The organism is Mesorhizobium sp. M2A.F.Ca.ET.046.03.2.1, assembly GCF_003952425.1.
GTDB lineage: Bacteria > Pseudomonadota > Alphaproteobacteria > Rhizobiales > Rhizobiaceae > Mesorhizobium.
This window is the reverse complement of the sequence record NZ_CP034449.1, coordinates 7,319,225-7,339,237: the sequence shown is the minus strand read 5'-3', so window position 1 is coordinate 7,339,237 and position 20,013 is coordinate 7,319,225. Positions and strand designations below refer to the sequence as shown.

At 63.6% G+C, this 20,013-nt stretch carries 24 protein-coding genes and 1 riboswitch; of the genes, 14 read left to right on the top strand and 10 right to left on the bottom strand.

Annotated features, from left to right (window positions below; translation table 11 throughout):
• Nucleotides 1–102: 102 nt before the first annotated feature.
• A complete protein-coding gene (locus tag EJ072_RS35540) occupies nt 103–645 on the bottom strand; it encodes a J domain-containing protein (RefSeq protein WP_126083405.1) in 543 nt (180 codons plus the stop codon).
• Between the two features lie 637 nt (nt 646–1,282).
• Between EJ072_RS35540 and EJ072_RS35535 the strand changes: the two genes are divergently transcribed.
• Nucleotides 1,283–1,690, top strand: a complete 408-nt coding sequence (locus EJ072_RS35535) for a hypothetical protein (protein WP_126083404.1) — start codon at nt 1,283–1,285, stop codon at nt 1,688–1,690.
• A 274-nt stretch (nt 1,691–1,964) separates the two neighbouring features.
• On the opposite strand, the gene EJ072_RS35530 is transcribed toward EJ072_RS35535, so the two are convergent.
• Nucleotides 1,965–2,330: an exopolysaccharide production repressor protein gene (locus tag EJ072_RS35530; protein ID WP_245463256.1), complete on the bottom strand. Its 366-nt coding sequence runs from the start codon at nt 2,328–2,330 to the stop codon at nt 1,965–1,967.
• Nucleotides 2,331–2,595: 265 nt separating this feature from the next.
• Complete coding sequence (locus tag EJ072_RS35525; protein WP_126083403.1) at nt 2,596–3,480, bottom strand: DUF1236 domain-containing protein; 885 nt, start codon at nt 3,478–3,480, stop codon at nt 2,596–2,598.
• Between the two features lie 223 nt (nt 3,481–3,703).
• Between EJ072_RS35525 and EJ072_RS35520 the strand changes: the two genes are divergently transcribed.
• The gene (locus tag EJ072_RS35520) at nt 3,704–4,009 is read left to right on the top strand and encodes a DUF1236 domain-containing protein (protein ID WP_126083402.1); all 306 of its coding nucleotides are present in this window, start codon (nt 3,704–3,706) and stop codon (nt 4,007–4,009) included.
• 210 nt (nt 4,010–4,219) lie between these two features.
• Nucleotides 4,220–4,441 (top strand): hypothetical protein, encoded by a 222-nt coding sequence (locus EJ072_RS35515; protein ID WP_126083401.1) that lies wholly within the window; start codon nt 4,220–4,222, stop codon nt 4,439–4,441.
• 167 nt (nt 4,442–4,608) lie between these two features.
• Here EJ072_RS35515 and EJ072_RS35510 read toward each other — a convergent pair whose 3' ends face one another.
• Nucleotides 4,609–4,956: a DUF982 domain-containing protein gene (locus EJ072_RS35510; RefSeq protein WP_126083400.1), complete on the bottom strand. Its 348-nt coding sequence runs from the start codon at nt 4,954–4,956 to the stop codon at nt 4,609–4,611.
• A 271-nt stretch (nt 4,957–5,227) separates the two neighbouring features.
• On the opposite strand from EJ072_RS35510, the gene EJ072_RS35505 reads away from it, so the two are divergent.
• From EJ072_RS35505 to EJ072_RS35485, 5 genes are all read left to right on the top strand, one after another.
• Nucleotides 5,228–5,527 carry a DUF1236 domain-containing protein gene (locus EJ072_RS35505; protein WP_126083399.1) on the top strand — a complete coding sequence of 100 codons (300 nt, stop codon included), beginning with the start codon at nt 5,228–5,230 and terminating at the stop codon, nt 5,525–5,527.
• 128 nt (nt 5,528–5,655) lie between these two features.
• The gene (locus tag EJ072_RS35500) at nt 5,656–5,865 is read left to right on the top strand and encodes a hypothetical protein (RefSeq protein ID WP_126083398.1); all 210 of its coding nucleotides are present in this window, start codon (nt 5,656–5,658) and stop codon (nt 5,863–5,865) included.
• A 108-nt stretch (nt 5,866–5,973) separates the two neighbouring features.
• Nucleotides 5,974–6,225, top strand: coding sequence for a DUF2934 domain-containing protein (locus EJ072_RS35495; RefSeq protein WP_126083397.1), 252 nt, complete (start codon nt 5,974–5,976; stop codon nt 6,223–6,225).
• A gap of 385 nt (nt 6,226–6,610) precedes the next feature.
• Complete coding sequence (locus tag EJ072_RS35490; protein WP_245467122.1) at nt 6,611–7,060, top strand: porin; 450 nt, start codon at nt 6,611–6,613, stop codon at nt 7,058–7,060.
• A gap of 17 nt (nt 7,061–7,077) precedes the next feature.
• Nucleotides 7,078–7,575, top strand: coding sequence for a porin (locus EJ072_RS35485; RefSeq protein WP_126083395.1), 498 nt, complete (start codon nt 7,078–7,080; stop codon nt 7,573–7,575).
• A gap of 33 nt (nt 7,576–7,608) precedes the next feature.
• Here the strand turns inward: EJ072_RS35485 and EJ072_RS35480 are convergent, their stop codons facing one another.
• From EJ072_RS35480 to EJ072_RS35470, 3 genes are all read right to left on the bottom strand, one after another.
• Nucleotides 7,609–7,818 (bottom strand): hypothetical protein, encoded by a 210-nt coding sequence (locus tag EJ072_RS35480; RefSeq protein ID WP_126083394.1) that lies wholly within the window; start codon nt 7,816–7,818, stop codon nt 7,609–7,611.
• Between the two features lie 200 nt (nt 7,819–8,018).
• Complete coding sequence (locus EJ072_RS35475) at nt 8,019–8,363, bottom strand: hypothetical protein (RefSeq protein ID WP_126083393.1); 345 nt, start codon at nt 8,361–8,363, stop codon at nt 8,019–8,021.
• Between the two features lie 97 nt (nt 8,364–8,460).
• Nucleotides 8,461–9,549 (bottom strand): GSU2403 family nucleotidyltransferase fold protein, encoded by a 1,089-nt coding sequence (locus EJ072_RS35470; protein WP_126083392.1) that lies wholly within the window; start codon nt 9,547–9,549, stop codon nt 8,461–8,463.
• Nucleotides 9,550–9,745: 196 nt separating this feature from the next.
• Nucleotides 9,746–9,858, top strand: a riboswitch (TPP riboswitch).
• Between EJ072_RS35470 and EJ072_RS35465 the strand changes: the two genes are divergently transcribed.
• The 4 genes from EJ072_RS35465 to EJ072_RS35450 all read left to right on the top strand — a co-directional run bounded on the left by EJ072_RS35465 (nt 9,849) and on the right by EJ072_RS35450 (nt 13,341).
• Nucleotides 9,849–10,457, top strand: coding sequence for a YkoF family thiamine/hydroxymethylpyrimidine-binding protein (locus EJ072_RS35465; RefSeq protein ID WP_126083391.1), 609 nt, complete (start codon nt 9,849–9,851; stop codon nt 10,455–10,457). It overlaps the preceding riboswitch by 10 nt.
• A 238-nt stretch (nt 10,458–10,695) precedes the next feature.
• Nucleotides 10,696–11,565, top strand: a complete 870-nt coding sequence (locus tag EJ072_RS35460; protein WP_126083390.1) for an ABC transporter permease — start codon at nt 10,696–10,698, stop codon at nt 11,563–11,565.
• Nucleotides 11,562–12,329 carry an ABC transporter ATP-binding protein gene (locus tag EJ072_RS35455; protein WP_126083389.1) on the top strand — a complete coding sequence of 256 codons (768 nt, stop codon included), beginning with the start codon at nt 11,562–11,564 and terminating at the stop codon, nt 12,327–12,329. The genes EJ072_RS35460 and EJ072_RS35455 overlap by 4 nt, the downstream gene beginning before the upstream one ends.
• 1 nt (nt 12,330) lies before the next feature.
• Nucleotides 12,331–13,341, top strand: coding sequence for an ABC transporter substrate-binding protein (locus EJ072_RS35450; protein WP_126083388.1), 1,011 nt, complete (start codon nt 12,331–12,333; stop codon nt 13,339–13,341).
• 61 nt (nt 13,342–13,402) lie between these two features.
• Here the strand turns inward: EJ072_RS35450 and EJ072_RS35445 are convergent, their stop codons facing one another.
• The 3 genes from EJ072_RS35445 to EJ072_RS35435 are packed head-to-tail and all read right to left on the bottom strand — an operon-like array spanning nt 13,403 to nt 19,258.
• Nucleotides 13,403–14,170, bottom strand: a complete 768-nt coding sequence (locus EJ072_RS35445) for a hypothetical protein (RefSeq protein ID WP_126083387.1) — start codon at nt 14,168–14,170, stop codon at nt 13,403–13,405.
• A gap of 23 nt (nt 14,171–14,193) precedes the next feature.
• Complete coding sequence (locus tag EJ072_RS35440) at nt 14,194–18,561, bottom strand: tetratricopeptide repeat protein (RefSeq protein WP_126083386.1); 4,368 nt, start codon at nt 18,559–18,561, stop codon at nt 14,194–14,196.
• Nucleotides 18,562–18,613: 52 nt separating this feature from the next.
• The gene (locus EJ072_RS35435) at nt 18,614–19,258 is read right to left on the bottom strand and encodes a S24 family peptidase (protein ID WP_126083385.1); all 645 of its coding nucleotides are present in this window, start codon (nt 19,256–19,258) and stop codon (nt 18,614–18,616) included.
• Nucleotides 19,259–19,338: 80 nt separating this feature from the next.
• Between EJ072_RS35435 and EJ072_RS35430 the strand changes: the two genes are divergently transcribed.
• Both EJ072_RS35430 and EJ072_RS35425 read left to right on the top strand, forming a co-directional pair.
• Nucleotides 19,339–19,650, top strand: coding sequence for a hypothetical protein (locus tag EJ072_RS35430; RefSeq protein WP_245467121.1), 312 nt, complete (start codon nt 19,339–19,341; stop codon nt 19,648–19,650).
• Entirely contained in the window at nt 19,647–19,949 is a 303-nt protein-coding gene (locus EJ072_RS35425) for a hypothetical protein (RefSeq protein ID WP_126083384.1), read from the top strand. Before EJ072_RS35430 ends, EJ072_RS35425 begins: the two co-directional genes overlap by 4 nt.
• The last annotated feature ends 64 nt before the right edge of the window (nt 19,950–20,013 follow it).

Here is a 20,013-nt window from a genome sequence, read left to right as displayed (position 1 = left end):
GGGAAATGTGAACGCTCGGCCCGGCGGTTTCGCCGCAACCTTCAGCCTTGTCCGATCGAACGGATCCAACGTTTCGCCTTTTCCCTGAAACGGTGAAACGCTCTAATCGGCGTGATCGAGCAGGCGGGTGGCGTCCGGGCGGTCCCGGCCTTGTTTGCTCCCGGCGTGGTCGATGCCCTCGACCGTGATGGCGAACGTCCCGTTCTCGGTCCTGCCGATGAAGCCCTTCGCCTTGAGGTACCACAGGTGGAATTCAAGGTGCTCGCGCGGGCAGCCCGACAGGCGTTCGAGCTCGTCGTCGCCGATGCCCGGATTGTTGACGTCGCGCCGGCGCCGCACATAGAGAAGCGACAGCAAATTGGCCTGGATGACGGCATCCCTGTCCATGCCGCCGCCGTCGCGCGCGCCATCCGTGAGTTCGTGGCGAAGGCCCAGATGCTCGCGGTAGAGGATGTCGTACTGGGCCCGCTTGACTGGATCCCGCAGCGTATTGTGGGCCTCGACGATCTCGCTGAAGCGCGATTCATTCCCTGTTTCCCGATTATCGGGATGATAGCGCATAGCAAAATAGCGGAAAATCCGCTCGATTGTCTCAGAATTGGCGTTCGGGCTTATTTCCAGAACTTCGTAGTAGTCAGTGAACATGTAATCGTGCTTCCGAAATTACGGAAACCACTCCCCGAATCCGAGCATTGCCCAAATGCCGCGCGCTTGCAAGGCGCCATCGGGCCGGTTCCGAACGGGCGCAAATGCCCGCCGCAACTGCGCGAACTCGAGCGGATTCGGGACGCTGAAGCGCATGCTGTTCGCACGCCTGCCAGCGGGGAAGGGATGTCCTGGTCGGCGCACAGGTTCGCGGGCGCCCGATCGGCGAAAGGCCTGCTCTGCTGTGCGGATTCGAAGCTTGCGGGACTGATCGGCGATCGCGGTGGAATAAATCCCGCACTCCGCTACGTTAGGCATGTCTGAAATTCAGGTGGTAACCTGGATGGGAGCCGATCTCAAGCCCGGCTCCCTTTTTGGCTCTCCTCGAAAGAAGCGAGCCATTTTTTCGCGAAGCCGCCTCGCGGGGCTTTCGTCCGACGACTTCACCGACCTAAAGCGCGTCGCGATCCTTTGGCTTTGCTCATGCGCGTCAGATCTTTGGTTTACGCATGTCTTTATCCCCAAACAGGTTCCCACTTTCGGGAGACATGCTTTAGGTGCGCCATGGCTAATATGGCTGGCTAGATATAGACTTCACAGAGTCGGGTCCACAGAGGCATTGGGAGGGACAACAGAAATGCCACGGGTATCGGAACTCTTCTTCAAGACGGCCATCGTCTTTCTCATCCTGGGCATCGGCGCCGGGCTGCAGATGGCGATTTCGGGCGATCACGGCGCCTTCCCGGCGCATGCCCACATCAACCTTCTAGGCTGGGTCACCAGCGCCATCTTCGGTGGCTATTATGCGCTCAACCCGGCCAAGGCCGAGCGCCGCATCGCCATGATCCATTACGGCCTCTATACGGCCGGCATCGTGATCATGCTGCCGGCGCTCTACTGGATGCTGGCGGCAGGCCATCCGGAGATCGAACCGGTCGTGGCGATAGGCTCGCTGATCGTCGCCGCTGCGGTGCTGGTCTTTGGCTTCGTCGTCTTCTCGTCGTCGGAGACGGTGCGCTCGGCCTCACCAGCCGCGGCACGCTAGCTTGCGCGCGAGCAGGGGCTTCGGCCTGGACGGGCTGGAGCCTCCAACCAAAGAGCACGGCAAGACGGCCGTTTTGCATCGCGCCGAATAACCTTTGTTGCGGACGGGCGCTGGCGACAATGCCAAACTGATCGCGCCTCGGAAGCATGACGCGGGGCTGGCCCGGGCTCGCTGCTGCGCTCGAACAGAGGCGTGCAATGTGTCGGGCGAAACGGATTGCCGCCGGCTTCCGGGGAAGCGACTGGCCGGCCATTCGCGAGCAGGCTACGGCCGGCTAAGGCAACAGCTTCGGAAACAGCAGCGAGATGAGAGCGTGGATGATGCCGTCCCGCTCGAACGGGCCAGGCAATTTGGCGGGCGAGACGGCGCCGTCGCTCGACTTGGCCTCGTCGGTCACGCGGGCCTCGCCATGCACCAGCCACAGCACCGCCGCGAAGTAGCCGGCCTGCAGAATAACCGCGGCAAGGACCGTCCAGCCCAATGCCGCCCAGACCGATCCGGTGGACGCGAATGTCCAGCCGAGGACCACCAGAAGCGTCGCCGCCATTCCCACAAGAAACTGCGGAAAATACATTTGCCCAACCGAGCGCCGCGACCATGTCCAGTCGTCGACGATCTCGCCCATGTCTCTACCCGTCATGACCCTTGCACCTTTTCCGGGTGGACCGCAAGCTTGAACAATCTGCCCGGCGGCCTTGTCGCACCATTGTCCGCTCCGACAGGGACCAAGGGAGCAGGACTTCCTTGTAGCAACCGGCAATTGCGCCGGATCGTTCCATGGGCCCCGGCATTCAAGCAACGTCTCATGGAATGCGTCGGCCGCGCGAGCTGTTTTCCGGGCTGCGGCGGCACTCGGACGACAAAGGCCCGCACTGGCGGGCCTTTCTCTCGTGATGCTGTTCTTGTCAGGTCAGGATAAGGACGATCTTGTAAGTGTCCGGGTCGACAATGACGATGCGTCCGTCGGCCAGCACGAAATACTCGTAGTACTCATAGGCAGGCACGATCTTGACGATGCGGGCCGGCAGGCGGTGCAGCCGCACCTTATGCCGCGGCACCTCGATGCCCACCGAAATGTCGAAGCTGACGTCGCGAACCGGTTCCACCTTGGTCTCGTGGATGATCTGGGTAACCTGGGTCCTCTGCTCGACCGTCACATTGTTGATCGAGGCCGTCTTGTTCTGGTCGGTCTCGACATTGGTGTTGCCCTGGGCATTCTGCTCGGTCTTGGTGCCGGTGTTGGTCTGAGCATTCTGCTCGGTCTGCATCTTGGTGTTGCCGCCCTGGGCGTTCTGCTCGGTCTTGGTACCGGTCTGAGCGTTCTGGTCGGTGGTGCCGGCCTTGCCCTGGGCTTGCTGCTTCTTCTTCAACTGTGTGTTGTCCTGGGCATTCTGGTCAGTCTTCGTGCCGGTGTTAGTCTGAGCGTTTTGCTCCTGCATCTTGGTGTTGCCGCCTTGAGCGTTCTGCTCGGTGGTGGCGCCGGCCTTGCCCTGGGCCTGCTGCTTCTTCTTGAGCTGGGTGTTGTCCTCGGCGTTCTGGTCGGTCTTGGCGCCGGCCTGGCCCTGGGCCTGCTCATCGGTCTTCATCTTGGCCTTGCCCTGGGCGTTCATTTCGGGTTTCGATTTCGTCTCGCCCTGTGCCTGCCCGCCTGCCTTGCCGCCGGTCTTACAGTCGGCCTGGCCCGAGGCGCAGTTGGCATCGCCGCTGGGCTGCACGGATTCGGTCTGCGCCATCGCGGCGCCGCAACCGACGCCGAGTGTGATCATGCTTGTGATCAGCAGATGTTTCATGGGATTTCTCCTCGGAAATAGTCGGTCCCTTCGGATTGGGTAACCCGGGCCGAAATGCATTGTTCCGAAACAGCCGCGCCGCGCCGTGACGTTTCGCGGAGAACGCCGGCGGCGTTTTTTTGCCGGAACAAGGCTTGCCAGATGGCGTTACGCACAGTGCCTATCGGCTGTGAGATCGCAGGCGCAGCGTGAGAGGCAATCGATCCATGCCAAGGAGAAGATCATGAAAATGCACCTCACAACCGCTGCCGCGGGCCTGCTTCTTCTGACCGGTATCGGCGCCGCCGCCGCTCAGGACGTCATCATCCAGCCCGAACAGGAAACAGTCATCCGCGAATATGTGCACAAGCAGCCGCTGGCTTCGGTGAAGGTTCCGGGCGTCGAGTTGAACATCGGCAGCACGGTTCCCGATACGGTCGAGCTGCACGAAGTGCCGAACGTCCAATACCGTTACGTGGTCGTCGACAATCGGACGGTGATCGTCGATCCCGGCACGCGCAAGATCGTCCAGGTGCTCGATAACCGCTAGCGTACCGAAGTTGAATGACCCGCCGCCGGCTTGGGCGGCGGGCCGCCAACCGAGTATTATTTTGTTACCATGTGCTAACGGAACCTTCCCCTCGCGTTTGAGTTAGCGGCTCTGGATCTCAGCTGTCTCATCAGCAACACAAATGCATGGCAGCATAAATTCGGGCGGCGGCGAACAGATACGGGCGGGCCGAGGAGGAGTTTTACGAACATGTCGAAACGAGAAATCGGAACATCCCGTTCGCTCGGGATGCGCGTCGCCGATCTCAAAGCCAGGATGCGGGACGCCCGGATCACCGAGCACGAGATGAAGACCTTCCAGAAGGTCGCGGCCATCATGGGGGGCGGCGAGGGCTCCCTACGCATCGAAGCGGACGACCTGATCGCCGCGTCCTTCGTCACCGAGGCGCTGGGCGAGTCGACGGCGACCTGACAGCGGCCACCAGCCGAAGAGCCCCATCGATCCAGTCGACCGTCAGCCCCGGCGGCGGTCCGCAGGGCAAACGGACGCAAGACGGCTCCACTTGGATCTCGTCGGCCAGCTCCTGAAACCTGCAGGGCAAGCCCAACGCGCAGCGGCCCCAATGCGCACCGGCTCTGTCAGTGCGCCGGCCGCTGCAGCGCCCGGCTCTCGCGTGCCCGGTTGCGCCTGATCTTGGCCTCGCGCAGCACCGCGACCGGATCGGCCCCGGTCCACTCGATCCCCGCCTTCCTCGCGAAGATCAGGAACGCCTGGCGCGCCTTGTCGAGATCGATCTCGCCGGCCCGCGCCGCCTCGCAGGCGCGCAGCGCCCTTGCGTGGCTTTCGCCCCGCGAAGCCGCCGGCCATTCCTTGAGAAAATTCTGCATCCCGGTGAGCGAGGCGATCTCGCGCTTGAAGCCGGCGCCGACGGCGATCGCGATGGGGGCGCGAAGTTGGATGTCGCTTCTGATGTAACCTTCTTGCATGACTGCGGCGCCCTTTGGATTTCAAAGTCTTGGGGAGTTTCAATGCCTTCCAATGCAGAGCCGATGCGAAGGTTCCGCCACCTCAAATTAGTCGTCGCTGACGGAACAACACCTCGCCGGGGGCGTTTGCCCCGGGAGCTCAACTATTCGACTTGCCGATGTTTCCGCCCCGGGCGGTGGCAGGGCGGAGCTCGCAATACGCGATCCGGAGGATCGTCGTGAACCAATACGCGATCCGAAGGGATCGTCGTAAATCCAACAGGAGAGAAACATGAAAACCACCCTCATTCCAGCTGTCGCCGGCCTGGCTCTGATGGCCGGCATCGGCATCGCGGCCGCGGACGAGGTGATCGTCACCCCCGAGCAGCAGACCGTGGTCAAGGAATATGTCCACAAGCATCCGATCGCCTCTGTCAACGTGCTCGGCCTCGAGCTCGGCGTCGGCTCGACCGTGCCTGATACGGTTGAGCTGCAGGAGGTGCCGGACGTGCAATATCGCTATGCCGTGGTCAACGACCACACGGTGTTGATCGATCCCGGCACGCGCCGCGTTGTCCAGGTGATCCAGTAACATACGGCCCCTGAAGAGCCCGATCCTCCCGCCGAAGCATCGGGAGGATCGGGCTCTTCTCGCATCAAGGGAAAGCGCCTAAAATAGCCGCCGGTTTGGGAGGCAACGAAGCGGAAGGAGTCGTTGCCATGCATCATCCACACGTCGAATCACCCAGTATCGCCGCCATGGTCGACAAGCTGCTAGCCGAGCACAGGACGGGCCTACTGTCCATGCAGGAGGCAATTTCGCTGCTGCGGAAGCGCACCGGGACCGACCGCTCTGACGCGGATTTGGCCGGATTGATCACAAAGAAGGCAGCGCATCTCGGCATCGCGGTCGTCACCGACGGCCACTGAGCGAATTTGCCGCCTAAGTCGGTCGAATATGCGTGATACCGAAGACGCCGCGTCAAAATTCCGCTAGTGTTCGCGCCGGGGAACCCGTCCCAACCTTAGGAGGCGACAGTGACGGACGACAGGCACGAACGCATTCGCCAACGCGCGCACGAGATCTGGGAGCAGGCCGGCCGGCCCGAAGGTGCTCACGAAGAGCACTGGAACCAGGCGACCGCCGAGATCGACGCGGCAGGCAAGCCGAAGAAAGCTCCGAAGAAGGCGGCTGTCGCCAAGGTCGAGAAGCCGAAAGCCGCCAAGGCGGAAAAGCCCGCCAAGGCCCCCGCCAAGGCAAAGGCTGCCAAACCGAAAGCCAAGGCCTGAGCCGTTTGGGCGGTCGTTTGCCGCCAAGCCTCTTTCGATCCGCCGGAAGGTGAGGGCGCGGCCATGTCGGGCCCTTCGACGATCCTGAGAAGCGTCGCCGATTTGCAATAGATAGCGATCATTTATATTAGAAATTGTTAATGTATAGACTTGGCAACGAGAGAGGTTTACTGACTATCCCGAACTATCTCTGTGTCATCCCGGCAACACTGAGTGTGTCCCTTCAATATACCCAATAAAAGTCGGACTTTGGTCGGACCGGCCGCTTGACTCGCCGCGCTTTGCCATGCGTTTTTCCGCCGGGCTTTCAACTTGGGGACTAGGTATGCGGGGCATCAACCGTCTAATTTCGTTTGCGTTTCTGGCCGGAACAGGCGGCTGGGCCATGCCGGCCTTGGCTGACGAACCGCATCCGGTCGAATATGTGCGCGTCTGCGATCAGTACGGCACCAACTACTATTACAGCCCAGGTACCGAAACCTGCATCAATACCCAGACGGGTGAGACGCGTCGCGAAACCGACGGCGGCACGGTCGTCGGTAAGACCGCGCTGGCAAGCAAGGTCGAGGACATAGATCACCGCATCCAGCGTGCCTTCGAGGGTGCCTCGGTAGCGTCGTCGCTGGCCAGCCCGGATCTGAACAAGGGCGAGCATTTCGGCGTCCGCGTCAATTGGGGCAATGCCGGTCAGTCCAACGCCATGGGCATCACCGGAGCGGCGGTGTTGGGCGAGGGGTTCATGCCTGGCGGCAACGGTCGGTTGGCCGGCGCCGCGGCCGTTGCTTTCTCCGGCAAGACGGTCGGCGGCAATGCCGGCCTGCAGTTGACCTGGTAAGAGCGGCCGGGGGCATCATGTTCAGATATCTTCTTGCGCCGGCAATGCTCGGCGCGGCAACGCTCCTTGCGTCGCCATCCGAGGCTGCGGTCGACTATCTCAGGTACTGTCAAGCCTATGGCATCAATTACTATTACAGCCCGGGCACCGAAACCTGCATCAACGCCCAGACTGGCGAGACGAAGCAAACGGTCGATGATGGTGAGGGCGGCACCACGACGGTCACCGGCAAGACGGCATTGGCCGCCCATGTCGACGACATCGACAATCGCATCACCCGCGCCTTCGAGAACGCCTCGATCTCGGCCGCGCTCGCCGCGCCCGATCTCGCGCAGGGCGAGCATTTCGGCCTGCGCGTCAACTGGGGCAATGCCGGCGACGCCAATGCCTTCGGCATCACCGGCGCCGCCGTGCTGAGCGAAGGCTTCCATGGCGGCCGCCTGACCGGCACGCTCGGCATCGCCTTCGCCGGCAGCCAGGTCGGCGGCAATGCGGGGCTACAGTTCAGCTGGTAGGAAGAGGAAGAAGAGGGAAGGCGCCGCCGATCGCTAGCGCCCTCCCTGCTTGCTGGCGTATTGCGCGACCGCGCAGAGAAGGGCAAGCGCCGCGGTATCGCAGGCGGCCCGCGAGGGCGACGGGCCCTTGGCGAAAAGCACCGCATCCGCGACAGGAACCGTCAGTCCGTGCTTTCTGGCAAATGAAGTGACTTCGTAGGGCTGGTCCTCGGGCAGTGCGCCGATGTCGATTTGCAGTTGCATCAAACGTGTTCCTCCCTGGTATGCGTCTATTCCTCCTTCACCCGACAGGAATTAACGCCCGGCCGCTCACCCGCGTCCACCAATTGGCGATTGTGTGAAACGATGCATTTGCCGGGGCGATGAGCCGAGGGTTGCAACCGGCCGGTTGAGGGGTCTGCGGCGCGGGCTTCTTCGGTCCCCGCACGGGAAAAGGGAAGCCCTCACCAGGCATCGCTCGACTTGGCGAACCTCACCCCCGCCGCGATCATCGCGCTTTCGCACTCGCTGATCAGCCTGAGGTTTCGCAGATACCGCGCCATCGTCTCCGGCAGCCAGGCGGCGCAGGCCTCCACATAGGCGCGGCCGTGCACAAGCGCGCCGGTCGACAGCCGTTCGTCCTTCTCGGCGATCACCTTCAGATACTGCCGGATGAAGCGGATATCGTCGGCGATGTCCTGGCTGGCCATGCGCCAGGCGCCGGCGAGGCGCTCGCGCTCGGTGAGCGGCAGCGGTGACAGCAAAGGGCGGGAGAGGTCGGCAAAAGCGGCATGGTTCGCGGTGTTCAAGCAGATTCCCTCAAAGAAAGCATCGTACTTTATGTACGAAGTCAGGTCAAGCGCGGTTCGTACAATTTGAACGATATGCTTCGTCTTGAGGTTGAGATCAGGCAATCCGCATCGGAAAGCCTTCGAGCTGCACGCCGATTTCGCCAAGCGCTCGCCCCAAGATCGACTGGACCATCTCATGCCTGTCCGGCTTCAGCAGGCTCAAGCCCTTCCGCAATGCGTCCCGCCAGGCGTCGCCGCGCTCCCACGCTTCCGCGAAAGCCAGTGCAAGGTCATCCTGTCGGCGCGTCGTATCCAGCGCCTCGACCAGCAGGCCCGCCTGATGCAGGTCCTTCTCCCGCTTCGCCGCCGCGCCTCGCTCGCGGCGGGTCGCCACGATCAGCTTGTGAACGGCGAAGCGTTCGGGCGAGGGGACAAGCACCGGCACGCCGGAGCGATGCAGCAGCACCGTCCTCACCGGGTCGCGGATCAGGAAATCGAGGAAGCGCAGCGGCTGCGCCGAGGCGCCGCCGAGCGAAGGCATCAGGCTGGCGCGGTCGGCATGCTCGTCGCTGCCGCGGTTGGGGGTGAGGAACTCGATCCGGTAGCGCGAGGCGTTCTCGTACTGCGTCGCGCGGCCGGCATCGGTCCGGTGCGGGATTTCGCGAAACGTCGGATCGACTGCCTTCAGCACGTCGATGACCGGCGGCATGCTGTCTTCCACTTCGGCCGAAACGGAATGGAACTGTGCGAAATCGGCATCGCCTGTCTGCAGCGCGGCACCCGGCAATCGCACCCCGAGATGCCCGGCATAGGTCTGGAAAGCGACGGTGCCCACCAGCACCGCGCGCAGCCGGAAGAGCCCCGCCTTTTCCAGCGCCTCGACGACATCGCCGGTGAAGGTCTCGGGTGCGGTCAGGCCGGCATCGCGGACAAGCGTGGAGACCAGCTTGCGGCGGCTCTTGAGGTCGCCCTTGATCTCCCTGAAGGCCGCAACCCGACTGGCGATCTCGGGATCCTCGGCCGGACCGACATAACGCCTCTTTTTCTCGGGGCGGGTTTCCTCGAAATACCAGTAGTCGCGGCCCTTCACCGGCACGCGCACGAAATTGCCCGCCGTCGAGAAATCCGTCTCGAAGGAAGCATCGAGGCTGCGCTGCACCAACTCGGCGTAGAGGGTGCGGTAGGCGAGGTCGATGGTCTTCATGGCGCTGCTATTGTGCGTTATAAGATTCCTGAAATTTTCTTATAATTGCGCGCCGCCAAGTCGATTGCAAGTTCGTTATAAGAAATTCGTGAAAATCTTATAACCACCGGCATCTCCCCTAGGGGAGATGAAACTCGTGGCCCAATTGGCGTCGCAAAAAACCGCTTCCCCAACCTGGCAAACAGTGCTTTAACGCGCCCATCCACAGGGGTGCTCCGTACGGTCGGGGCTGAGATGGTGGCGGCAAGCCTCCGGACCCTAAAGCTGATCTGGATAATACCAGCGGAGCGAGGCGGGCCATGTTTTCCGGCGCACAGATTTCCCTTTATCCCATGGCCGACGATTTCGTCGGCGTCATCCTCGGCGCGTTGGGCGCGCTCGATCCTTACCGCGACAGGCTGAGGATCGAGACCGACGACATCTCGACGCTGCTGGTCGGGCCGCCCGAAGTGCTGTTCCCGGCGATGCGCGACCTCTTCGTGGCGGCGGCCAAAAGCGGCAAGCATTGCGTGCTGTCGGCCGCCGTCTCGCGCGGCTGCCCCGGCGAGCCGGACGACCCGATCTGCCGTTCCGACGAGATCGGCGGCCCGGCGGTCCCGCTCGACGAGCGCAAACGCGCGGCGCTCGGCGCCGTGCGGTCGACGCCCTCGACCGACCAGGCGGTGGCGGCGCAATTCTCGCTCTATGTGATGGGCACGGGCGATCACATGGACGAGATCTATGGCTGCATCGACTTCCTGAAACAGTCCGGCGTGTTCGACCGTTCCAAGAACTTCTGCACCAGGCTGCGCGGCGACGCCGGCGCAGTGTTTGCCACGCTCAACGAAGCCTTCTGCCGCTTCGGATCCGGCGCGGGGCATGTGACCCTCGACATCACCATCTCGGCCAACAGCCCGACCGCGGTTTGAGCGCAAGCTCGAGCTGTCTAGGAGAGTTATCGTGGCTGTTTGGTATGACCTATTGCATGGGGGAGAGGGCCCCATATCTGACCGCCTCTCTGAAGAGGGAGCGCAGCCTTCGGCCATTGGCGAAAGCCGAGGTGAAGGCCAATCTCCCCCCTTGTGGGGGAGATGCCTGGCAAGGCAGAGGGGGGCGCTGTCCCGCCGGCATGTCAGGCGTTCGCAAGCGCAGCCTTCGTCGGATGCTATGGGGCAAGTTTCGCAGGGAGGCGTTCCTTCGCGCCCCCCTCTGTCCTGCCGGACATCTCCCCCACAAGGGGGGAGATTGGCTCTCACGGCGACCTTCGCCAAAATCGCTCCCGCCGCCCTCGCGTTTGCGTTGCTGCTCCTCGCCTGGGAGCTCTACGCCCGTCTCGGCGGCCTTGCGCCCACCGTGCTCCCCGCGCCGTCCCGCGTGCTGGCGCAGGCCTGGGAGAACCGCGCGGCACTCGCCGAAAACACGCTTCCCACCATCCGCGCCACGCTTGCCGGCTTCGCCTGCTCGCTCGCCGCCGCCTTCGTGCTTTCGGCGCTGGTCGACTTCCTGGCCCCGCTGCGCCGCGCGCTGTTTCCGCTGCTGATCGCCAGCCAGACCTTGCCGCTGGTGGCGATCGCGCCGCTGGTGGCCTTGTGGTTCGGCTTCGGCCTCTTGCCGAAGATCCTGCTGGTCGCGCTGGTCACCTTCTTCCCGAAGATGGTGGCGCTGGTCGAAGGCTATGCCGCGACAAGCGCCGAAATAAGCCAGATGCTTGCCGCCATGGGGGCAGGGCGCTCGCGCATATTCTGGCTGGCGCGGCTGCCGTCGGCGATGCCCTATTTCTTCGCCGGACTGCGCATCTCCATCACCTATGCGGTGGTGGGCGCGATCTTCGCCGAATATGCGGGCGCCGCGAAGGGGCTGGGCATCTACATGCTCAGCGCCAAGAACAACTTTCGGCCCGACCTCGTGCTTGCCGCCGTTGCCGTCAGCTCGGCGCTGACGCTGGCATTGTTCGGCCTCGCCGTCCTGGTGCAGCGCCTCGCCATGCCCTGGGAGAGGGCCGACCGCAAGGCCGAACCCTCCGGGCACCGGCCATGACCCGGCTCGAGCTTCGCGATGTGCGCAAAAACTTCGGCGCGCTCGAGGTTCTTGGCGGCGTTTCGTTCGATGTCGGCGCAGGCGAGTTCGTGTCGATCCTCGGCCCCTCCGGCGCCGGCAAGTCGACGCTGTTTCAGCTCCTCACAGGCGCGATCCGGGGCGAGGGCGAGATGCGTTTCGACGGCGCGCCGCTCGATGGCGCCCGCTTCGCCTTCATGCCGCAGCGCGACGCGCTGATGCCGTGGCGGCGCGTCATCGACAACGCCACGCTGGGGCTTGAAGTGCAGGGGATGACGCGCCGGGCCGCGCGCGAGCGCGTGGCGCCCTTGTTCGCCGAATTCGGCCTTGCCGGCTTCGAGCGCGCCTGGCCGGCCGAGCTGTCGGGCGGCATGCGCCAGCGCGCGGCGCTGCTGCGCACCGTGGTGCAGCAGCGCGACATGCTTTTGCTCGACGAGCCGTTCGGCGCGCTCGATGCGCTGACCCGGGCGGCCATGCAGCGCTGGCTCGAAGGCATGTGGCGAAGCCACCGCTGGACGGCGCTGCTGATCACCCATGACGTGCGCGAGGCGGTGCTTCTGTCCGACCGCATCTATGTGCTTTCGGCGCGGCCCGCGCGCGTGGTGCGTGAGGTGGCGGTGCCGCTGCCGCGCCCGCGTACCGAAAGCGCCGCGCTCGCCCGCGAGGCGGCCGCGATCGAGGCCGGCATCCTCGACACGCTGCTTGGTCAGCCGACCCCAATTCCCGACCATCCGATGGAGAAATGAAATGACCGACTTCACCCGCCGGCAGGCGCTGTTCCTGGCCGCCAGCCTGCCATTTGCCGGGGCCGTTACGCAGGCCCGGGCCGCCGCGCAAAAAATCACCGTCGCGCTCGACTGGACCGTCAACACCAACCACATCGGCCTGTTCGTTGCCGGCGACAAAGGCTTTTACCGCGACGCGGGGCTGGACGTCGAAATCCTGCCTTATGGCGACACCGGCTCGGGCACGCTGGTGGCCAACCGCGTTGCCGATTTCGGCATTTCGGGTTCGCTCGGCCTGTTCACGCAAAAGAGCGCCGGCGCCGACCTGAAGGCCGTCTATGCCGTCGTCCAGTCGGAAACCGGCCGCGTCGTCTTCAACGCCGACCGCGCCGCCATCAAAAGCCCGAAGAATCTCGACGGCCTGACCTATGGCGGCTTCGGCAGCGCCTGGGAGAACGCGCTGTTGCAGACCATCATCCGCCAGGACGGCGGCAAGGGCGATTTTTCCACCGTGACGCTGGGCACCTCGGCCTACGAGGCGCTGGCCAATGGCGCGGTCGATTTCACGCTGGAAGTCTCGACCTGGGAAGGCGTCGAGGCCGAGCTGAAAGGCCTCAAGCAGCGCAGCTTCCGCTACGCCGATTACGGCGTGCCGGACGAGCACACGACGCTGATCGTTTCCAGCAACGCCTTCCTCGCCACCAATCCAAAGGCCGCCGCCGCCTTCGTCCAGGCGACGCGGGCCGGCTATGCCTTCGCCGTCGACCACGCGAAGGAGGCAGGCGAGCTGCTGGTCGCCGCCAACCAGGACACGCTCACCAACACGGCGCTGATCGATGCATCGCTGAAGGCGCTCAACGACGGCCATTTCCTGAAAAGTGCGGCCGGCGCCATCGGCACCATGGACAAGGCGAAGATGGAAGCTATGGGCGGCTATCTGTTCGCCTCGGGGATATTGCTCGACGGCAACGGCAAGGCGCTGAAGGACAAGCCGGATCTGGGCGCATACTTTACGAACGAGTTTCTGGAGTAGGGGCCAAGCGCCGAAGGAACGCGGCTTTGCGCTGGCCTTTGCGGGAAATCCGGTGCGGAGCCTAATTCTCGACGATGGCGCGAAGGAGCGCGGTTTTGATGTGCCACCCAGCTTCGCCTTGCAGCAACAGGGCGGCCTCATAGAATTTCGCCATGGCCGGACACAGGCCTGGAAAGTCCTGGTTGGCGTTTGAGATAGCCTCCATCTCTGCCGGCGTGCCGCCGATTTTTGTGAAAACGTCGGCGACCAGCGACCAATCCTGATCGCTGGGCACAGCCGCCGGCAGGCGGCTTCTTTTGGCGGCGCCGTAGGCGCGGAACAGCGTGGCGCCGATCCTGTCCAGGTCAGCCAGGAAATCGTGGCCGGGTGCATTGATCGCGTCCGGCCCGTTGCGCAGGTAATTGTTGCAGGTGGCCGGCGTCTCGCGCGCCATGACATGATTGAGCATGTCGAGTTGCGCCGAAAGCACTTCCGAAGCATTGCTGTCGGGGGTCGTGGGCAGGAGCGGCGCGTATCTATGCCTGAGATCGGCGACCGCCTGCCTGCTGATATTGCGCACTTCTGTTTGGTTTCCAGCCTGGGCCGCGGCAGTGATCTTACGCAGCATCGCATCGTAGTCGTCCGGAAATTCCCGGGCGATGGCCTCGAAGATCCCGAGATTCTGCTTCCGGATCTCGGCATCGATGTCGGCGGTGGCCAGCGCCCGGGGCGGCATCGCCACAGACTGATAGTGGTGATGTCCGCCGCCGAACGTCGTTGGCATCACGTCAGCCCCAACGATGCTCACGGGGATGACCGCCACCACTTGCAACCATTTCCAAGGTGACATTCGCCGGCCCTCCCGATCCCCGTTCAATTTCCCCCGAGGGTCAGCGCCTTCTTACGGTCGGCCTTGGCGCGTTTCAAATCGCCCTTGGCTGCCCAAGCCAGGCTTCGGGCGGTGTAAGCATCTGCATATCTGGGGTAAAGCTTGATGGCTTGATTGAAGCTGGTGATTGCCCCGTCCTGGTCGCCCGCTCGCGCCCGCAGAAGGCCTCTGCCGTAGTAGCCGCCGGGGCTGTTCCGGTCGATTCGGATAGCCGTCTCAAAGTCGGCCTGGGCTTGCTTCAAGTCGCCTTTGACTACCCACAAAATTCCACGATCGACATGCACCTTGGCAACGTTCGGATCGAGTTCGATGGCCTTGCCATAGTCTGCGATCGCGCCATCGTAATCCCCGATGATCATTCGGCTGATGCCTCGACCATGAAAGTTCGAGGCATAGGTGGAATCGAACTCGATCGCCTTGCCGAAATCGTCGATGGCACGTTTGTGGTCGTTCTTGGCCGTCCAGGCGAAAGCGCGAGCGGAATAATAGCTGCTGTTTTTTGGCTCGATCGCGATCGCGCTGCCATAGTCGGTTATGGCTCGATCGTAATTGTCCTTCTGTCCCCACGCGAGACCGCGATACCCAAAAGCCTCAGCGTTGTGAGGATCGATCGCTATGGCATGGTCGAATTTTGCGATTGCAAGATCGTATTGACCCTTGTTGTACAGGGCTATGCCGCTCTTGGTGGCGTCGTCCATCGCCGCGGCGTCGGCAGTCGTTGACTTGTATGAAGCCTTCGCCGCAGCCGCATCGTCGCGCTCCTTGCGGGCATTTGTGTAGTTTGGATCGAGACGCAAGGTTTCATCGAAATCCGCGATGGCGCGGTCGTATTGCTTCTTCCTGTTCCAGCAGAATCCGCGGTTGAACCATGCTTCGGCATTCGTTGGCTTCAGTCCGATCGCCTTTGTCGAATCGGCGATGATGCCCTCGCAATCGTGTTTTACAGACAGGGCTCGACTGCGCAGCACATAAGCGTCGACATTGTTCGGTTGCAACGAAATGATGGTGGTCAGATCCGCGATGGCGCGGTCGATCTTGCCCCTCTGTCGCCAGATGAGAGAACGATTGAAATAGCTGTCGGTAGACTTGGGATCGAGCTCTATTGCCTTGTTGTGGTCGGCCAACGCCCGGTCGGAATCGCCCTTCAGCGTATAGGTGAAGCCGCGCAAGGTATGGGCGCGGGCATTGGATGGGTCGGCGGCGATCGCCATGCCGTACTGCTCAAGCGCGCGGTCGAGTTGGTTTTGACCGCGCCAGATATCGCCCGCTTCGATAGCGTCTTCCGCTGCCTTGTTCGGAAGCCGGCCGGTTGGTTGGGAGGCTGCGGCCTTGCCTTTCGCCGCCAGTGCCAGTTCGCGGCCTTCGCGGGCAACCGTCATCTTCGGATCGAGCTTCAGCGCCTGGTCGAAATCGGCGATCGCCTGGTCGTAGTCGCCCTTGGCGGCGAAGGCGCCGCCGCGCCCGAAATAGGCCTGCGCGTCATTGGCGTCGAGCTCGATCGCCCGGCTCAAATCGGCGATGGCGCGATCTGGTTGGTTCTTTTTGGTCCACGCGACGGAGCGACCGATGTAAGCGTCCGAATAGTCGGGGTAGAGCCCGATGACCTTGTTGTAGTCCTTGATCGCCGCGTCGTACTTGCCTTTGTCGACAAGCGCGATGGCCCGTCCGACATAGGGCGAGGCATCTTGCGGATCGATCGCCATCGCCTTGTTGAATTCGGCGATCGCACGATCATATTTGCCCTTGTGGTAGAACGCATAGCCGCGATCGACGAAAGCCGCGAGTTCCTTCGAGGATGGCATGATCGAATTACCGCCCATGCCGCCTTTCTGCTGCGCGGCCGTGGCCGCCTTGCGCGCGGCGGCGTAGTTTGGATTGTGCGGGTCTAGCTTGGCCGCCTGGTCGAAGTCGGCAATGGCATCGGCGTAGTTTTTGGCGTCGACCCGCGCCATGCCGCGGCCATAATAGCTGGCGGCGTCTTTCGGATCGATCTCGATCGCCGATGAAAAGGCCTCGATCGCTCGTTTCGGGTCTCCGGTGCCGTACCAGGCCGCTCCAGTACAGAAGAAGGCGCGGCTTGCTTTCGGGTCGAGCCTGATAGCTTTGATGCAATCGTCAAGCGCGCCGTCCGCGTCGCCCGCCGCGCCCTTGGCCAGACCACGGCGCGTGAGGAGCGCGGCGCCGTCGGGAATAATGGCGATGGCCTTGTCGAAATCGGCGATGGCGCGGGCAAAATCCTTCTTGCCATCAAAAGCCTTGCCTCGACCGAAATAGGCGAGCGGGCTCTCGCGGTCGATCGCGATGGCCTCTTCATAGGCCTCGATCGCTTCGTCATAGTTTTCTTCGTGCAAGAGGCTGTCGCCCTTGGCCACCGCGACCAGGACGCGGGGATCGCTGGTGTCGATAAGCTTCGCCAACTTCGGATCGGCAGGCGAAAGATCGTCACTCGCACCTGGCTCGGCCGAAGCCGCGGTGTCAGCCGGAGCGACGACGGCGTCCGCCGCCTTCGACTGCTCCAAGTCCTGCGCCTGTTCAGCTTTGTCCTCATCGCCGGCAGCCTGCTCGTCGCAGCTTCCCGATCGCGCGGGATCCAGCTCCACGGCGCGCCGGCAATCGGCCGCCGCGCCGGCCTGGTCGCCTTTGAGCGTCCTGGCGCGGCTGCGGCCGAGATAGGCGTCGGCATTCTTGGGATCGAGGCCGATTGCCCTGTCGAAATCGAGCAGCGCGCCTTCGACACCGTATTTCGCCAGGCGCGCGCCGGCGCGTTCGACCAGTATCCTGGCGGCGGCCTGATCCTGGGCAGCCTGGTCCTGTGTCGTCGCGGCCGGAGCGGTTTGCTGGCCGGCCTTGAGCGCGGCGCACGCACCGGCGCGTTGCGGGTCGAGTTCGACAGCGCGCCGGCAGTCGCTCGCGGCAAGGGTGTCATCCCCGTTTGCGGCCGCTGCCGCCGCCCTGTCGTAAACAGCGTCGGCGTTGTCGGGGTCCTCTGCGATGGCCATGCTGAAGGAATTGATCGCCCCTGCAAGGTCGCCCTGTTGCTGCAGCTCCAGCCCTCGTCTGATCTCCCCGGCAGCAAGTTTTGAACGAACTTGCCTGCCGGTGGCCTCCAACTGCTTGGTCAAAGAGGAAAGATCCGACTTGGACGCCGTTTCCGCCACAGGCACCTCGGCGTCGGCTGGCCCCGCATCGCAACTGCCAATCTTCTTCGGATCGAGCGCGATGGCCTTGCGGCAGTCGGCCGCCGCGCCGGCGCTGTCTCCTTTGCGTGATCGCATCAGCGACCGGCCGAGCCACGCCCTGGCATCGGTTGCATCGAGCGCGATCACCTTGTCGAAATCGGCAAGGGCGCGATCGTCGTTGTCCTTGCTCGCCCAGGCGACCGCTCGCGCGTAGTAGCCATCGACGTTCCCGGCGTCGAGCTCGATCGCCTTGTTGGCATCGGCGATGGCGCGCGCCCAGTCGCTCTTGCCGATCCAGGCGGCGCTGCGGTTGGCATAGGCATCGGCGCTCCTGGGATCCACGGCCAGCGCGGCGTCGTAATCGGCAATGGCGCGGTCGAACTCGTCCTTGGCGGCGTAGGCGAGGCCGCGATTGACCAGCGCAATGAAATCGGCCGGATCGATGCGGATCGCCTTGTCATATTCCGCAATCGCCTTGTCGCGTTCGCCCGTCTTGCTCCAGGCGGTGCCGAGGCCCGTATGGGCGTCACCGTTTTGCGGATCGGCCTCGATCGCCTGCTGGAAATCGAGCATGGCCGCGTCGATCTTGCCCTTGCGAAGGAAGGCCGAGCCGCGGCTGGAAAAGGCGTCGCTGGCGGACGGTTCGAGGCTGATGACGATGTTGAAGTCCGCGATCGCGCGGTCGTAATCGCCCCTGTTGGACCAGTCGGTGCCGCGGTTGAACAGCGCCGAGGTCGCCTTTGGATCGAGCGCGATCGCCTGGTTGTAATCGGCAATCGCGCCGTCCCAATCCTCCTTGTCGTCCCGGGCGGAGCCCCGATAGAAATAGGCCTTGATCCGCTGGCGCTCCGCTTGCGTATCGTCTTCGGCAATCGCCGTGCAGGCAGCGATGCGCTGATCGACCGCGGCCTGGTCGACATTCGCTTCCTTTTGGTCACTGCCCTGACCGCCGCTTTCGTCGCCGAAGCAAAGGGCATAGTCCCCGGCAAAGGCGGGCGTGGCAAGCGCGCCAAGCACCGTCACCCCCGCCAACGCCAGCCCATGTGAGAGCACGGCGACGAATATGCGCGAGACCGCGCCGGTACGGCGAGACATGGTTTGATCCTCCCCCCGGAGATGCCGCGACCGCGGCTGGCAATTCCTATATAGTTCTGTTTTTGTTCTAAAATGCAAGCATAAATTGCAGCGGGCCGCCGAAGTCGATCTCGCACCGAGGGATCCACCCTCACATATCGATTATCGACCTTCTCACCCGGCCGATGATGGTGATCGCGCCCTCCAGTTCCGGCGGCGGGATATCCAGGTAGGAAGCCGGCTGGAACGGCGGGTTGTCATTCGGGCGATAGCGTTTGTAGGTGGCCCGTCCCGTCTCGTCCGAGATCACATAGCAGCCATTGGTCACCAGCCGCTTGTCGCGCAAATTGACGAAGATGATCGAATCCGGCGGCGAGATCTTGTTCATCGACGGACCGTCGACGCGCAGCGCGATCCATTCGCCTTCCTCGAGGTCGGCGGTGGGGATGGTCGGATAGTCGGAGAGGTTGACGACGCTGTCCTGGCTGCCGAGCTCACCGGCGCTGATCCACGACACGATCGGCACGTCTATGGTGACGGGCGAGGGCATGAGATTGACCGGCGCCGCTTCGGCGCTGTCGCCCCCCAAACTGCCATTGAACAGCAGCCAGCCGGGGTCGACGCCGAACAGCCGGCCGTACTTCTCGGCGGCTTTCCGCGACAGCGGCCGGTTGCCGTTCTCATGGCTGATGAGGGTGTTTTTGTTGATGTCGCGCAGCGCCCGCGCGGCATCGCTGGGCGAGGCATAGCCGGCCTGGGCGCGCGCCTGCTGCAATCTGTGCCGGGAATCCATCATCGTACAAAATGCCTGAAATTTATCGTCCAAATTGTACGATTTCGCTTGCGCATCATTCGTACATAACGTACGCTTAGCGCATGAATGAGCATCCCGCAAGCATTTCCGCATTACCAGTGATTCCTGCTTTGGCCGCCGGCATCCAGGGACTGCCCACGAGCGTCTCGGGGCTTATCGACCGCTGGGGCAGCATCGGCGCTTTCGCCGCCGATGTCGGCTGCGGCTACGAGGCGGCGCGGCAGATGCGCCGCAGAGGCCGCATCGCGCCGCAGCACTGGCCGCATGTGGTGGCGGCGAGCCGCCGGCTGGGCATTGCCGGCGTCAGCTACGAATGGCTGGCCGGCCGCGCGGCCATGCAACGCGCGGCCGTCATGCAAGGGGAGGCGGCATGAACGCGCTGCCGTCACCATTGGAATTCCAATCGTCCGGACTGTCTTCCTCCCCGGTCCGGGCGCATTCCGGGGCGCTTGCCCCGGATCCGGTCGAACCGCCCGCACCCCGGTTCACCGGAACGGCCGGAGCCGTTCCTCCCCCGGCTCCGGCCCCCAATCCGGGCATAAGCTGCATCCGCACCGAGGACGGCACCGTCATCCTGTTCGACCGCGCGTCGGGCCGGGCGGTGTCGGGCCTGACGCGGGCGGCGGCTGAAGCCAGGCTTCGCGAGCTGGAAGGGGCAGCACGCCCCGCCTGATCCCGACCCTTTTCCGAACCCCACCGACGGCCTCGCGGCCGAACCCTGGCGCTTGGGCTTCAGC